General features: G+C 30.6%; 17 protein-coding genes. 6 read left to right on the top strand and 11 right to left on the bottom strand.

Annotated elements, in window-relative coordinates:
• The first annotated feature begins 58 nt into the window (after positions 1 to 58).
• Positions 59 to 1,045, top strand: coding sequence for a lipoate--protein ligase (gene lplA, locus AC2I98_RS03740; protein WP_486413289.1), 987 nt, complete (start codon positions 59 to 61; stop codon positions 1,043 to 1,045).
• A gap of 169 nt (positions 1,046 to 1,214) precedes the next feature.
• Here lplA and AC2I98_RS03735 read toward each other — a convergent pair whose 3' ends face one another.
• Complete coding sequence (locus tag AC2I98_RS03735) at positions 1,215 to 1,538, bottom strand: hypothetical protein (RefSeq protein ID WP_486413288.1); 324 nt, start codon at positions 1,536 to 1,538, stop codon at positions 1,215 to 1,217.
• A 95-nt stretch (positions 1,539 to 1,633) separates the two neighbouring features.
• The gene (locus AC2I98_RS03730) at positions 1,634 to 2,086 is read right to left on the bottom strand and encodes a hypothetical protein (protein ID WP_486413287.1); all 453 of its coding nucleotides are present in this window, start codon (positions 2,084 to 2,086) and stop codon (positions 1,634 to 1,636) included.
• 141 nt (positions 2,087 to 2,227) lie between these two features.
• On the opposite strand from AC2I98_RS03730, the gene AC2I98_RS03725 reads away from it, so the two are divergent.
• Positions 2,228 to 2,818 (top strand): hypothetical protein, encoded by a 591-nt coding sequence (locus tag AC2I98_RS03725; protein ID WP_486413286.1) that lies wholly within the window; start codon positions 2,228 to 2,230, stop codon positions 2,816 to 2,818.
• On the opposite strand, the gene AC2I98_RS03720 is transcribed toward AC2I98_RS03725, so the two are convergent.
• The 6 genes from AC2I98_RS03720 to AC2I98_RS03695 all read right to left on the bottom strand — a co-directional run bounded on the left by AC2I98_RS03720 (position 2,819) and on the right by AC2I98_RS03695 (position 8,749).
• The gene (locus AC2I98_RS03720) at positions 2,819 to 3,247 is read right to left on the bottom strand and encodes a hypothetical protein (protein WP_486413285.1); all 429 of its coding nucleotides are present in this window, start codon (positions 3,245 to 3,247) and stop codon (positions 2,819 to 2,821) included. It lies immediately after the preceding gene.
• Positions 3,248 to 3,426: 179 nt separating this feature from the next.
• Positions 3,427 to 4,200 carry a glucose 1-dehydrogenase gene (locus AC2I98_RS03715; RefSeq protein ID WP_486413284.1) on the bottom strand — a complete coding sequence of 258 codons (774 nt, stop codon included), beginning with the start codon at positions 4,198 to 4,200 and terminating at the stop codon, positions 3,427 to 3,429.
• A gap of 162 nt (positions 4,201 to 4,362) precedes the next feature.
• Positions 4,363 to 4,893: a hypothetical protein gene (locus AC2I98_RS03710; protein ID WP_486413283.1), complete on the bottom strand. Its 531-nt coding sequence runs from the start codon at positions 4,891 to 4,893 to the stop codon at positions 4,363 to 4,365.
• Positions 4,894 to 5,122: 229 nt separating this feature from the next.
• Positions 5,123 to 5,755: a response regulator gene (locus AC2I98_RS03705; RefSeq protein WP_486413282.1), complete on the bottom strand. Its 633-nt coding sequence runs from the start codon at positions 5,753 to 5,755 to the stop codon at positions 5,123 to 5,125.
• A gap of 3 nt (positions 5,756 to 5,758) precedes the next feature.
• Positions 5,759 to 8,029 carry a sensor histidine kinase gene (locus AC2I98_RS03700; RefSeq protein WP_486413281.1) on the bottom strand — a complete coding sequence of 757 codons (2,271 nt, stop codon included), beginning with the start codon at positions 8,027 to 8,029 and terminating at the stop codon, positions 5,759 to 5,761.
• A gap of 126 nt (positions 8,030 to 8,155) precedes the next feature.
• A complete protein-coding gene (locus AC2I98_RS03695) occupies positions 8,156 to 8,749 on the bottom strand; it encodes a hypothetical protein (protein ID WP_486413280.1) in 594 nt (197 codons plus the stop codon).
• A 96-nt stretch (positions 8,750 to 8,845) separates the two neighbouring features.
• Between AC2I98_RS03695 and AC2I98_RS03690 the strand changes: the two genes are divergently transcribed.
• The 4 genes from AC2I98_RS03690 (at position 8,846) to AC2I98_RS03675 (ending at position 13,769) form a co-directional block, all read left to right on the top strand.
• Complete coding sequence (locus AC2I98_RS03690) at positions 8,846 to 10,432, top strand: helix-turn-helix domain-containing protein (protein ID WP_486413279.1); 1,587 nt, start codon at positions 8,846 to 8,848, stop codon at positions 10,430 to 10,432.
• 61 nt (positions 10,433 to 10,493) lie between these two features.
• Positions 10,494 to 11,531, top strand: a complete 1,038-nt coding sequence (locus AC2I98_RS03685) for a UDP-glucose--hexose-1-phosphate uridylyltransferase (protein WP_486413278.1) — start codon at positions 10,494 to 10,496, stop codon at positions 11,529 to 11,531.
• A 3-nt stretch (positions 11,532 to 11,534) separates the two neighbouring features.
• Complete coding sequence (locus AC2I98_RS03680; protein ID WP_486413277.1) at positions 11,535 to 12,692, top strand: galactokinase; 1,158 nt, start codon at positions 11,535 to 11,537, stop codon at positions 12,690 to 12,692.
• A gap of 12 nt (positions 12,693 to 12,704) precedes the next feature.
• Complete coding sequence (locus AC2I98_RS03675) at positions 12,705 to 13,769, top strand: aldose epimerase family protein (RefSeq protein WP_486413276.1); 1,065 nt, start codon at positions 12,705 to 12,707, stop codon at positions 13,767 to 13,769.
• Between the two features lie 32 nt (positions 13,770 to 13,801).
• Here AC2I98_RS03675 and AC2I98_RS03670 read toward each other — a convergent pair whose 3' ends face one another.
• From AC2I98_RS03670 to AC2I98_RS03660, 3 genes are read right to left on the bottom strand one after another with little or no spacing between them, the layout of a single operon-like run.
• On the bottom strand, positions 13,802 to 13,984 hold the full coding sequence (locus AC2I98_RS03670; protein WP_486413275.1) for a YqaE/Pmp3 family membrane protein: 183 nt from the start codon (positions 13,982 to 13,984) through the stop codon (positions 13,802 to 13,804).
• Entirely contained in the window at positions 13,984 to 14,652 is a 669-nt protein-coding gene (locus AC2I98_RS03665; RefSeq protein WP_486413274.1) for an NAD(P)H-binding protein, read from the bottom strand. Before AC2I98_RS03665 ends, AC2I98_RS03670 begins: the two co-directional genes overlap by 1 nt.
• A gap of 3 nt (positions 14,653 to 14,655) precedes the next feature.
• The gene (locus AC2I98_RS03660; protein WP_486413273.1) at positions 14,656 to 15,534 is read right to left on the bottom strand and encodes a flavin reductase family protein; all 879 of its coding nucleotides are present in this window, start codon (positions 15,532 to 15,534) and stop codon (positions 14,656 to 14,658) included.
• Positions 15,535 to 15,542: the final 8 nt, after the last annotated feature.

Genomic DNA, 15,542 nt, shown 5'->3' with positions numbered 1-15,542 from the left:
ACAAGTTGTCTCTTTTTCATTCCATAAATTTCTCGCTAACTTTGCAAAAATAATTTGTATGATTATTATCGATTCGCCATCTCATGATGCGTATTTCAATATAGCCTTAGAAGAATATTTGTTGTACAATTATCCAACAGAAGATATTTTTCTATTGTACATCAATGCACCTTCTATTATTGTAGGGAAATTTCAGAATACGTTAGCCGAAATTAATTTAGATTATGTAGAAAAACAAAATATCAAAGTTGTTCGTCGTATGTCGGGTGGTGGAGCTGTTTATCACGATTTAGGAAATCTTAATTTTTCTTTCCATACGTTATTAGGACAGAATGATTTTATGGATTTTTCGACTTTTACAGCACCTGTTGTTAAGTTGTTAAATGAATTAAATGTTCCAGCAAAATTAGAAGGTCGAAATGATTTATTGGTCGATGGGAAAAAGTTTAGCGGAAACGCTAAATTGGCACGAAACGGAAAAATGATTCAACACGGAACAATTCTTTTCAATTCGGATATGTCTATTTTGGATGATGCATTAAAAATTAATCCATTAAAATATGTGGATAAGGCTATAAAATCTAATCGTGCACGTGTGATTAATTTGATCGAATACTTTCCGAAAGAAATGACTACAGACGAATTGAAAGCATTATTGATTGAAGAAATGTTAGAAACTAACGAAGGATCAACGATTTATCAATTGACAGAAGAGGATTTGAAAGGTGTTGCGCAATTAATTAAAGAAAAATACCAAACATGGGACTGGAATTTTGGTTTTTCTCCGAAATATAATTTCAAGAATGCGAAAAAAATTCCTGCAGGTTTTATTGAAGTTCATTTGGATGTAGAGCGAGGAGGAACAATAGAAAGAGCTAAAATATTTGGTGATTTCTTTGCCTCAGAACCGATTGAGGAGTTAGAAAATAAACTAATTGGTGCTAAACACAATGAAGAAGAAATTTCAAAAATTCTGAAATCTGTAGATATAACAAGCTATTTTGGAAAAGTAACAATAGAAGAAATTTTAGAATTATTTAGATAGAAAGAAAGAGCTAAGTTTATTTACAACTTAGCTTTTTCTTTTTATCTATTTTGAATCAAATTTTTTGCATTTATAATTATTTAAAAATCGAATAAATTTCTTTAAATTGTAAGTTAAATTTATCTTGTTATTTCGATTTTGCTTTTTGAAAATAATTTTCGATTCTTTTTTAAAAATTGTTGAATATTTTCTGGTGATTTATAGAATTCTTTTTCTTATTGGTTTGAATAACGATAGAATCGATATTTTGTGTCAAATTATGTTGAATATTTTCGTTATCCCAATAACCGATAGTGAAATATGCACTAAATTCCTTTTCTTTTTGCGCAGAAACTTCAACTGGATTACCCGATTTTTCAAAACCCATAATATTATTATTTTTCAAATAGATTTTGATAGAGGTAGATTCGGCTTTTGTTTTTAGCGTAAAAACCCGAACAGGATCACAACTTGTAATCAATAACAATATTGGAATAAAGTATAAAATTTTCATTTTTTTTTAATTAAATTTATGATGTCAACATGCTATTCAATTTCTATTATTTATTCATCTTCAAGATATTGATAAATTTAATAATTTCTTCTAATTTATTTTTTTGTTAAGTATAGTTCGTTTTTATTTTTTACAAGATTAAAAACTATCTTTTTTGCAGGCTTTAAAATTTTTATCGGAGTTTGGCAAGTTCCATCTTTAGAAATACTATCTACTTCCATCTCAATTGTACTACTACTTGTTAAATAATAACGACCGTAAACAGTGGTAAAACAATCATTACCACATTCCCAAGAATCAAAACTTACAAAATGTTGTTCATCTGAAAAATTGATAGCCTGATAATTCATCATTATTGTGCTATCTACTTTTTGATTCAATAAATATTCTTTTCCTCCTTCGGGTTGAATGATTCCGCCATTTGCGATGATCCAGAATGTATTTTTAAGATTATTCGGAACGTTCGATTTTACTCTTTTTGATTCAGTACAGCTTAAAATCGTAAACAACAAAAGAACTAAAACGGAGTAGATGAATGTATTTTTCATTTCTTTAATGCATTGTATCTGTGGTTGGTAATCTATCATACATTAAAATTAAGGAAAATGTTCGCTTTGAAATATCCCTTAAAATGGTGGTTTTTTCAATAAAATTATTTTGATTAATTTGGATGAATAAATTATATGTGTATGAAAATAAGATTAATAACTATCTTCTTGTTTTTCTTTTTTGCTTGTATTTCGGTGAAAGCACAGCTAAATTCTGAATTGGATAAGGCTATCAAAAAAACTATAACTGCGCTGAATAATCAAGATTTTAATACATTAAATTTGATGGTTTTAAAAGATTTTGGAGTTGCTATTTTGTTTCGTAGAGGTACATTTGATAACTTGGCTATCATAGAAAAATTGGATAAAAATGAACCAATTCCTGAATATTTACCTAACAATTATTTTGGAAAAGTAAAAGTGAATCAAAAAGTGAAATACGAATCTTTGCCTCAATTTGATTGTGATACAGAGAAATTTACCAAAAAAGAGGGGATTTATTGCGATTTAGCTTCTAAATACAACGATATTTCTCGAATAGCGCTTTCCGAAAATGAATTTCTCGAAGCAGGTTGGAAATCTGAGCATATCAAACAAATGAAGGAAATAGAAGCTAATAGCCGAAAAATAGTAGCTTATGGAGATGAAGGAACACATGTTTTTTATTTAACGTGGTACAAAAACAAATGGTATTTAACACTTTTAGATCGTTTTGAGGTGTGCAGCGCGTAGCTAATTTATTTTAAATGATATAATTTCAAATGCTGGGTAATCTTCCAGTCTTTGATAAGTCCATTTATAATAACAATCCCAATAACTTGCTACTTTACTACAAATTGTTTGGGTATATTTAGGGTTTTTATTTAAAAATTCTATAATCAGTTTTCTTTGCGCTAATGTAATTTCTTGACTAATTCTTTGATGAATCTCAACAACATATTCTCCTAATAATTGGACGACAAATGGAATACTTTCTGTTGGAAATTCATTCATCAATGTTAATATGGCAATTTCTCGGATGTGACCATTATGATGACGGGTGTACAAACTTAATGTATCTAAACTATGTGTTGTAAGCACGTTTGTTTTTGAAAACTTCTGTGTAGATTCGATACGGAAATTGAATGGGTTTTCCTTGCAAGAAACGCTGATTTGTTCCATATTTAAGATTTTTTTAATTGCTTGTTTTTGATTAATTTTCAGACTATACTACACTAGTTTTTCATCATTTTATTTTATTAAAATATCCCTGATTTTAGCTATTTGTGTAATTCAAATATATAAAAACGAGTTATACAATAAAGCATACCTCGTTTCAATATCTTGTTTTTAGGATTATTTTAATCCAATGTTTGTACACCACCACCGTTAACGAATAACACTTGACCACTAACCCAAGCTGATATAGGAGAGGCAAAGTATAATACAGCTCCAGCAATATCTTCTGGTTCTCCTAAGCGTTGCAAAGGTGTATGAGAAAGCATTTTTTTCTCTATTTCAGGAGTTAAAACTGTTTGAAGTGCTTGCGTACGAATTGCTCCCGGACCTACTGCATTGATACGAATAATAGGACCAAAGTCAAAAGCCAAATTGCTTGTCATATGATTGATTGCAGCCTTAGAAGAAGCATAAGCACTGATTGCAGCACTTTTGTTAATAGAAGCCATCGATGACATATTGATAATACTTCCGTAGCCAGCAGTTTTCATATGAGGAGCGACCAATTGACATAATCGCCACATACTAAAAACGTTCATTTCAAAAACTCGTTCAAATTCTTTAACATCAATTTGCGAAGGACTTTCTCTTCCTGCGCCGCCACCACCAACATTGTTTACCAAAATATTGATTTGACCATAGGTCGCCAAAGTTTGATCAACTAAATTTACTAAAGCTTCATCTTTAGTCACATCGCACTCGATCGCATGCGCCGTTCCACCTTCTGCAATTATTTCGTTTACGACAGTATTCGCTGGTTCTATTTTATAATCTGATACGATAACATGAGCGCCATAAGCCGCTAAAATTTTGCAACAAGCTTTTCCGATTCCGTTACCACCGCCAGTAACTATGGCTGTTTTTCCTGTTAAATCAAATAAATTAGATGTATTCATAGTCTATATTTTTAAGATTAAATAAATGTAATTTTCATTATTTCTATTGACTAAAATGTACCAAATTTTAAGCCGAATATTTCTTTTGTATTATTCTAAACGCAAGAAAAGCTGTTTGGTTTGTATTATTTACATAGAAAATATTTAAAATTCACTTATCGCTTAAATTTTAGGCCAAAAATCAAACTCTTGGCTGGCAATAAGTTTTAATTTTGGATGTTTTGATCCTGTTTTTTGTGTGAGGCGATCTTCATACAACTCAACTTTAATGAATTTCACATCTTCTGGTATTTTGTAGATTATGTCTTTAGTATAATTATAACCTCTTACATTATTGCCTTCTTTTCCACTAATATGAATGATTTCTACAAAATATTTAATTGTTATGTGATTACCTGATTTTTCTCCTTGTTCGAATCGGATTCTTTTGACGTTTTGAATTGAAAGTCCTCCTGATCTGATATTTCCTTGAATACGTAAGGTTAATTGATTGTTGTAATTCGATTGCAACAAAATAGCAGGTTCTAAAACAGACGTAAGCGGAATATATGACGATGTATTTATTCGTCTACCAGTTTCCTTGTCTAAAGAGGTAGAGGTGAATGGTTTGACTAATATGGTTTCTACTTTTAATTTGTTATGCGATGCACAACCAAAAATTGATGCAAACATAAGGATATACAGTAATTTCATTTTTATTTTAAAATTACTGAATGAAAAGGTTTCAAAGTATCGCTATTTTTAGCTAATTTGTACTATATAAAAAATCGCTTGAGTAGAGAACTAAGCGATTTTTCATAGAATGTAGTTAAGGTAATAAGAATTGGTTAGTAATCTTATAAGGCTGTAAATTGGTTATTTTTACTTTTACAAAGTTGAGATTTTTTTGACGTTTAAAAAATACCTATAAATAGTGATTTTTCTATGGTTTGGTAATTAATCCATATTCAATGGCAGATGTAATTGCTGAACTTAAATTAGAGGTTTTGAATTTTTCAATCAAGTTTTTTCGATGGCTATCAACTGTATGCGTACTAATAAATAATTTGTCAGCAATTTGTTGCGTTGTTAAGCCTTGCGCTGCTTCAATTAATACCTCTTTTTCACGCCGCGTTAACTTCGGAATTGTATTCAAACCATCTTTTTCTTTTTTAGTCATTACACTTTTCGTTTGTGAGCAAAGAAATTTCTTTCCATCAAAAATAGAATTGATTCCTTCTAAAATTTCATCAACCGAAGCATTTTTTTGTATGTAACCAGACGCACCTTCCTCTAAACAGCTGTTTATAACAGCATATTCGTTGTGTACGCTTAGCATAATAATATGCATATCTGGGTACTTTTTCTTGAAAGGTTTAATTAGCTCGATACTATTGCTGTCAGAAAGATTGATATCTAACAAAAGAATATCAATTTCGGTAGTTTTTAACGCTTCTTGCAATTGTTGTGCTGAAGAATAACAATCGATAACTTGTAAGTTTGGTTGATTGCTTAAAATATTTCGTAAACCTTCTAATAGTAAAGGATGGTCGTCTGTAATAGCTATTTTTATCATAAATTATATTTTAGGGAATTGGAACTCAATGCTAGTTCCTAAATCGATTTCTGAATGTATGTTTAAATTTCCTTTTAAAAATTGAACACGTGATTGAATATTATGTAATCCTGCTGATTGTGTAAGCTTTGTATTATTCATATCAAAACCTTTTCCATCGTCCTCTACAGTAACTGTGTAATTCGTGTTATCCTCTACAAATTGAATGATAATTTGTTTTGATTGGGCATGCTTTATAGCGTTGTTGACTAATTCTTGAATGATACGATACACCAACAATTGATTTTCTTTGTCAAGTGAATTGGTGTAACTTAAAAATTGTACATCAATATCTAAATGATCGTTAGACATACGAATGGCATACTCTTTCAAGGCTTCTTCTAGTCCGTATTTCAAAAGTAAATCTGGCATTAAATTATGCGCGACACGACGTAATTCGTCCACAGCACTATCTAATTGATGAATAGATTTTGCCATATCTTTTTTGGAATGATCGTCTATTTTTTCATTCAAATGTGTTAACTGAATTTTAGTTCCCGAAAGTAGACCTCCCAGTCCATCATGTAAATCACGTGCAAGGCGAGCACGTTCTTGCTCTTGTCCATCAAGAAGTGCTGTTAAAGTAGAAATCTTAGAATTTTGACGTTCTTGTTCTATCTCTAATTTGTATAATTCTTCTCGTTGTTTCAGGTGTTTATTACGCTGTTTTAATGCATATAATAATAAGGCAAGTAAAACAATGAAAAAGATAATTGAGAAGATGTAATATTTGTTTAATTTATTTTTGAAATTTAGTTCGGTTATATAATTAATCAATTCATCTTTTCTATTTTTATTTTCGAGTTTAGAAAGTTTTAAATTCTGTTCAGTAATAGTCAATTCTTGCGAACGTTTATCTGCTTCTAAACGAGATAATTTTAATTGTTTACGTTGAAATTCTTCGCTTAATCTCGAGTTTTCTAGTTCTTGTTTTTGTTGAATTCCTAATGAATGCATTAATTGAATTTGCTGTTCTTTTTTCTCAGCTTCTAATTGCATGCGAATCATTTGCTGTTGTTGACGTTCTTTGTCAAACTGAGCTTCTAATCGTTTACTAATTTGTGCTTGTTCATTATCGTAAATTTCTTTGTACATCGATGTATACAATTTATGATAGCGCAACGCTTCTTTAAAGTTTCCTTCTTTAACTTCTATTTCAGATAAACTCAAATATAATGATTGTAAAATATTTTTATCAGGAACAGCATTTTCGTTTACCTTAATTAGAGAATTCAGTAAATAATTTTTAGCCGTATGAACGTCATTTTGTTGCAAAGCTAAATCTGCTAAAATACCATTTGCAGCGGCAACATGATCAGATTGATTGGTTTCAGTTGCAATTTCTTTTGCTAATTCAGCATATTTCGTTACTCGATCTTGGTAAGTTTTGGGATAAAAGTTTAGATATAGATTTGCTAAATTAATGGCCACAAAAGATAAATCGGTAGGGGTAATCATCTCCTTTTTATTCTTGTAGTAGACGTTAATGGCATTGGTATAATATTTTTCGGCTAAATCTCGTGTATAAATATTTTTGTTATTCTGCATAAATTTTTGCTCATACAAATAACCGATAGACATATATGCCGCAAATATTAAGTTGGGATTATCTTGTTTTAAAGCAACTTCTAAAGCGAGTTTACTGTATTTTTCTTGTAATTCATAATCATCCCATCGAGAATAAATTCCTGTCAATTGGTTATAAACAGAAGTCATTCTTGTTAAAAGAACTGGCGTAACTGGTGCTTTGTCATAGAATTTTAGAGCATCAATAAAATTTTTGACAGCTTTAGCATCTTCATTATTTCGTAAGTTCAACCATCCTTCACAATATTTCACGTAACCTTTCGTTGATTGATCGGTTGTTTTTTCACTGTAATAAATTGCTTTTTGTAAATTAAGTTGAGACGCCGTTATATTATCTTCGATACGATTATTCATCGCCGAAATAGAATACAAATAAGCCGCGTATTTACCATCTTTTTGTTTTTCTGCCGTTGCAATATTTTGTTTTAGAATTGAGAATGCTTTTTCTTTTTGATGGTTAAAGAACAAAGCTTGTGCATATTTACCTGCAATTTCGTATCGTTCAGCAGAGTTAGCTCTTGTCTTATTGTATTGGTTTTCGAAATTTGTTAGAACTTCTTGTGCATGAATTAATGTACCTAAAAAGGATAAGCAACAAATAATAAGCTTAAAAAAAGTTGATTTGAATGATGCTTTATTGTTTAACATTTCGAAAAATAGAATTTTTAAATTAAGCTAATATAAAGCCTTTTTGTAAAATGAAAGAAACTAAAACAATCCGAAGATTGCTTTAGTTTACAAAATAAATTTAAGTTAGTTGGGGGGGATTTTTTGTTATTTCTGAAATTCAATGTGAATAGTAAAAAACTCACCTTTCTGAAGAATACCATCTAGATTTCTATCAATAATTAATGCAATATGCACTTGATCGTTATCGTATATATTCCAATCCATTTCAGCATCATATTGGTAAACGCCTTTCAATGTCCATTTGTAAATATCCCAATTACCAGATGTTCCAATTTTTTCAACTCGTTTTTCTTTATTCGAAACATAGTATAAGTACTGATGTCCATCAGAAGATAAAAAAGGATATGATATCACTTGGTTTTTTTCTGCAGCAAAACCAGTTCCAGGTTCAAAATACGGTATACTTTCTATTTCCGTACCTTCTTGTAAATTAGCATTAACAGAACTATCTGTAACTAATGCTTGTGCAGCATAAAATAGATTTTTTTTCTCTTGGTATGGTTTGTTTAAATATTCAATACTAAATTCTGCAGGTTTTAGTTTTATTGTTTGTTCAGCATCATAAATATTGAATACTTGATTTTCTTGTTTGATCACAATATTATTTACAGAATATTCTTGAGCATTTATAAAAGAAGCAAAAAAGCTAAATACTGTTAGAAATGTTATTTTTTTCATATCACCTTCATCATTTAATAAGGCTAAATTATCAAAGATTTGAAAGAAAAAAATCACTATAAATATTGAATTTTGGAATGAAAATACTTTAAGATTATGAAAATCTTAGTATTTTTACTTTTAAATCAACCTAATCATCAATCTATGCCTATTAAAACTGATAAGTATTCAGCTTATTTATTCTTTTCGTTATTTCTTTCTGTTACTGCATTTTCTCAATCTAAGGTTGATCCAATTAAAAAAGAAAAATTTGACTCTGCTTTGAATGTCTATAAACTGAACATGAACAATACAGATGTTCTTGGTAAGAAAATGTTAGACAATGCTCAAACAGATTATGAAAAATCAATAGGGTATAATATACTTGGTGAGAGTGAAATAAATATTTCTAATTATGTAAAAAGCGTAGATTATTTAGAGAAATCGATTTTTCATATTAAGAAAACAGACTCTATTGATTTGTATTTAAGAATTCTCGGAACTATTATAGTTGCTTATCGCCAAGCTGGACTCATAAACGAATCTGATTCTAATTGGAATTTATTTAAAAAAGAAATTAAAAAAATTCCTGAAAATGAAAGAGAAGTAAGTTTATTATTTATCAGAGCTAGAATGTACGATATTGATAAAAACTATTGTAAATCTGCAGAAATTCGTGAAAAGTTTTATGATTTATTTAAAAATAAATATGAAAATAAAGAGTTTGGTAATTCATTTAATTTTGCAATAGTTGTTCAAATTGTTTATGACCAATTCAAATGTGGAAATATAGAAGCTTCTAAAAAAGCGATGGCAGAGGTTGAGTCTCTTTTAGCCAAAATGAAAGAACACGATGGTATTTTTATGTACGAGTTTTATTTATTAGATAAAGCTTTATTTTATGTAAATTCTAAAGAAATTGAACTAGCAAAAAAAGCATTTGATGAAGCTTATCAGTTAAGTGTCAAAGTAAAATCCGATAATATACAGAAAGTAATTTTAGAAGAAAGACTACAAGCTAATATTGATTCTGCAGAGGAGAAGTTGAAAATGTTTGAACTTTTAGATCAATTAACAAAGAAAGAAATAAAAGCAACCAAAACGATTACTTCGAGTGAAACAAAAAAATCTAAAATAGAGCTTGAAGCTGTAAAAAGTAGGAAGAAAATCTATTCAATATCTTTTGGATTTATTGCTTTATGTCTAGTATTAATGAGTGTAATTTATTACCAACGTAATAAGAAATTAAAAGCTCATTTTTTAAAAATTATTCAGGAATTAGAACATCCTATTCAAGAAAAAGAAGAAAATTTATCTCATGAGAAAGTTATTAAAAATAACCGAACTGAGCAGGATATCTTAAGAAATCTACGATCTTTTGAACAAAAGAAATTATATAACACAAAAGGAATTTCTGCTGCACAGATGGCTGTATTGCTAAAAACTAATACCAAATATTTGACTTACATTTTGAAAGAGCATCGTAATCTGGACTTTTATAATTATATCAATTTGCAAAGAATCAATTATATCGTAAGAGAGTTACATGATAATCCGGCTTTATTGCAGTATAAAATTGCAGTATTAGCAGATATGTGTGGTTATACTTCGCATAGTCAATTTGCAAGTGTTTTCAAGTCAATTAAAAACATTTCACCTTCCCAATACATTCAATTTTTGATTGAAAATAAGAAAAATAATTAGTCCAACTTGTATTTAAGTTTTATCTTAGAATCTTATTTTAAATACAAATTTCGACACTTTTATGCTAAATTTTGAGCAGCCTCATTTACGTACCAATTTATTAACAGGAGAAAAGATTTTAGTTTCTCCACATCGTAGTAAACGTCCTTGGCAGGGACAAGTAGAAGATATTCAAGAAGAGCGACGTTTACAGTATGATGAGACGTGTTATTTATGTCCGGGAAATAAGCGTGCAGAAGGACAAATAAATCCTGATTATGTAGATAGTTTTGTTTTTACAAATGATTTCTCAGCATTATTGGAATCTACCGAAGAAGCGGTTTACAATGAACATAATTTGTTAAAGGCTGAAACAGAAAAAGGCATTTGTAAAGTGATTGCGTTTTCCCCAAGACATGATTTAACACTTCCTGAATTAGAAGTTGAAGACATAAAAAAGGTAGTAGATGTTTGGCAAGAAGAATTTAATCATTTAGCTAAAAATAAATGGATTAAACACATTCAGATTTTTGAAAATAAAGGAGCTATTATGGGGTGTAGTAATCCTCATCCACATGGACAGATTTGGGCACAACAATCTTTACCTTCTGAAATAGTAAAAGAGTCTCAACAACAAAAAGAGTATTATCAAACCTATAATAAATCATTGTTAACAGCTTATTGGGAACAAGAAGAACAAGAAAAATCTCGTGTGGTAATTAATAACGAACATTTTATTGCGGTTGTTCCATTTTGGGCAGCTTGGCCGTACGAAACGCTTGTGATTAGTAAACGACATCTCCAAAATATAACTCAATTTACAGAAGAAGAAAAGATCGATTTAGCAAAAACACTAAAAGAATTGACGACTCGTTATGATAATATTTTTAATATTTCATTTCCATATTCAGCTGGAATGCATCAAGCTCCTGTAAATACAGATGAGGTAGAATATTGGCATTGGCATATGCATTTTTATCCGCCATTGTTACGTTCTGCAACAGTCAAAAAATTTATGGTTGGATACGAAATGTTAGGAAATCCTCAGCGAGATATTACACCAGAATTTGCTGCAGAAGTTATCAGAAAACAATCATCAAAACATTATAAAACCATTTAACAAATGATCGCAAAAGAAACTATTGTACAAGCTTTTCAAAAACAATTTAACCAAGAACCATCGCATGTTGTAAAATCTCCTGGTAGAATTAATATTATTGGAGAACATACCGATTATAACCAAGGTTTTGTAATGCCTGCAGCAATCGATCAGTATATTTATGTTGCTGTAAGTCCCCGAAACGATAATGAATTGCATTTATATTCTGAAGATTATAAAGAGTTTTATCAAACAACATTAGGTGAATCGTTACAAGATGCGCCTGGTTGGGCAAAATATATTATCGGAGTAAGTGAAATTATTCAAGCTAAGACAACCAAAGTAAAAGGTTTTAATGCATATGTTGTTGGTGATGTTCCATTAGGAGCTGGTCTTTCATCTTCAGCTGCTTTTTCAAGTGCAATTGGTTTTGCATTGAATGAATTGTTTCAATTAAACCTTTCAAGAATTGATTTAGCTAAAGTAGGTCAACAAACTGAACATGAGTATATTGGTGTTAAGTGTGGTATTATGGATCAGTTTGCTTCTATTATGGGAAAAGATGGTCATGCAATTCAATTAGATTGCCGCGATTTAAGTTTTGATTATGTTCCTTTAGATTGGAAAAATTATGAAATTCTTTTACTGAATACAAATGTTAAACATAATTTAGCATCCTCAGCTTACAATGAGCGTAGAGCTGCTTGTGAGCAAGCTGTTGAATGGATAAAGCAAATACATCTTTCTGTTGAGTCTTTACGTGATGTTACAATTGGGCAGTTAGATGAAATTGTTTTACCTCAATCCAAAGAGGTGTACACAAAAGCTCGTTTTGTAGTAGAAGAAAATGAGCGTGTATCTAAGGCAAACATTGCACTTAAACAACATGAGTTTACTACATTGGGAGAATTACTTTTCGAGGCACATTGGGCACTAAGCCAACAATATGAAGTAAGTTGTGATGAGTTAGATTTCTTGATTGCAAACGTTCAAAAAATTCCAGAAGTGATTGGAGCTCGAATGATGGGTGGAGGTTTTGGTGGTTGTACCATCAATATTATCGAGAAAGGGAATAGAGATCAAGTGATTGAAAAAATAACACCACTTTACGAAGCTAAGTTCGGTATTAAACCTACACCTCTTAAGATAAGTATTGGAAATGGAACTTCTTTTGTTGATTAAAATTATTAAATGATGACAAATTTAGATTTACTATTAGTCGATGCGAATGAATTTCGTTCTACACAAGAACATCAAACTATAGAACTTTATACGCTAAGTAATTCGAATGGAATGACTGTTCAGTTCACCAATTTGGGTGCACGTATTGTTAGTTTGATTGTTCCAGATTCTGAAAATAATCCAACTGATGTGGTAGTCGGAATGAAATCGGCAGAAGAATATCTTTTCGAAGAAGAGCCTTATTATGGAGCAATCATAGGGCCTTTTACAGGTCGTATTTCGAATGCGCAATTTGAAATAAATCAAACAACCTATCAACTTATTGCAAATAATGGCGAAAATACATTGCATGGAGGACCAAAGGGACTTCATTTTGCTATTTGGTCGGCGGAAGTAGCGCTAAATAAAATAATTTTTAAATACAACTATCCACATTTACATGAAGGTTTTCCTGGTCCAATATATTTTGAAATTCATTATACTTTGACAGATCAAAATGAATTAATTCTTGAATATATAGGTGAAGCTGAGCGTGAAACGATCATTAACTTAACCAATCATTCTTATTTTAATTTGAATGGAGCAGGGAATGGGACAATTTTAGATCATGAGTTGCGAATTAATTCGAATCAAATTACAACTTTGAAGTCTGATTATTCTCAATCTGGAGAGTTTTTAGAAGTTAAGAATACACCTTTTGATTTTAATCAGTTCAAAAAGATTGGTCAATCAATCGATAGTGAACATGAACAATTAATGTATGGAAATGGTTATGATCATTTTTATGTTTTAAAAGACACATTTGATGATACATTGCAGCATGCCGCTACATTAAAAGGAAATCTTTCTGGAATTCAATTGGAAGTTTATACAACAGCGCAAGGAGTTTTGTTGTACACAGGAAATTTTATGTCTGATAAAATAACGTTGAAAAATGGTTTAACAGATAGTTTTAGATCGGCAGTTTGTTTAGAAACGCAAAACTTTGCAGATGCGGTTAATCAACTAAGTTTTCCTAATAAAACGTATCATTCTGAAGAAAAATATTACTCGAAAACTATTTTCGCATTTCAATAAAAAATAGCCAATTCATATGAATTGGCTGTTTTTTATTTATTCAATTCTCTAATTCTTGCTTTGTTTCGTCCATCCAAAAGAGATGCAACTGCCCAAATTGCTGCTGGTAACCATCCAATTAAGGTGATTTGTAAGATTAAACAGATTACGCCTTGTATAATTTTCCCTCTTAAGATAAAGGATAGCCAAGGTAAGAGTACAGCTAATATGATCATTAAATTTTATTTAGCGAATTAATAATTTCGTTATAATACAATACAGAAACTTTTTCAGAAGTTGCGTGCACATCATTTTCCAGAAGTGATTGCGCCACTTTTTCTGCTTCAATCGATTTGTATTTAGACAGATTTCCAGCCAAAAAAAGATTAAGCAAAGGAAATATCTTGGCGCTAATATTTTCAGCCAAACGGTATTCAGAACGATTACCAATCAACAAAGAAGGTCGATACAAAAACAATTGTTTCATATTTTCATGTAGCAAAGCTTCTTCAGCTTCACCTTTCATTTTGAGATAAAAGTTAGATGTTTTCGCATTTGCTCCAATCGCAGAAATGTAATGAAATTTCGTCAACCCTTTTTTATTTCCTAATTGTGCAAATTGTACTGGAATATCTATTTCAATTTTTCGGTACGCATCTAAATCAGGCGTTTTCTTACGTGTTGTTCCTAAGCAAGAAAAGATAGAATCAATCGTTTCAATATCGTCTAAATTTATTTGAGAATTAAAATCAGTTATAATCTCAACTAATTTCGGATGATTAATTTGCTGAGGTTTTCGAACAACCATAATAACTTTTGAATAATCAGAATGCTTTAATAATTTATCCAACAATAAAGAACCGATCAAACCTGTACTTCCTAAAATCAATGCCGTTTTATTCATGAACTAAATTTTCATCAACAACCAATACCATGCACCATTTACGTCATCTTGTTCCAAAAGTTTTGAAGCAACTTGATGACGTACTTCAACCGACTTAAATTTCTGGATATCTAAACGTTGCATTAATTGTTCTTTGAAATTACGAATCATTTCATCTGTAGGTAATTTTTCTACATTTCCTAACTGACCTAAATTGTTGCCTGATAGAAAATTAGAGTGCTTCACTTCATCTGGTAGTTGATCTATTCCTAAACCTACAGTACGAGTTGGTTTTTCAACTTCGAAGATAGATTCTGGAATGATACGACAGTAATAATCACCACCCATACGTGCAACTAAATCCAAATCATAAGGCGAAACTTTATCATTTTCATCCAACAAATCCTCATGAATATGTAATCGAACAACTTCTGCAATAACTAAATTTGCTGCACCTGGTTGATCTGTAACAGAAATTACTTCACGTACTTTACACTCTAACTGAACAGGTGATTCTGCCACGCGAGGTGGTTTTACCAATTCAGAAGGAAGTTCTGTAAACCCCGCTTTTACAAACTCGTTTACACCTTTTGGGTATTCTACACTTGCCAACGATTGTTGTTGAACGATATTATAATTTACAATATTGATGACACATTCAGGGTGTTCCCAAATGTTTTCTAAGGTATGTTTTGTTGTTCCATCTCTCATTTTTCTCAAGGGAGAAAAAACACAAATAGGAGGGTTTTGCCCCATCATATTAAAAAACGAAAACGGACTCAAATTCACATTTCCATCTTTATCTATCGTACTTGCGAAACAAATAGGACGTGGAGAAATGGCGTGTTTGAAAATATCGTCAAATTGACTTGTATTTGGCTCAAAAGATTTTGTATGTTGCATAAATTGAG

This window comes from Empedobacter sp. EJD.6dd (assembly GCF_057369435.1).
Note: the sequence above shows the minus strand (reverse complement) of the source record. Positions and strands in the feature narration are given on the sequence as shown.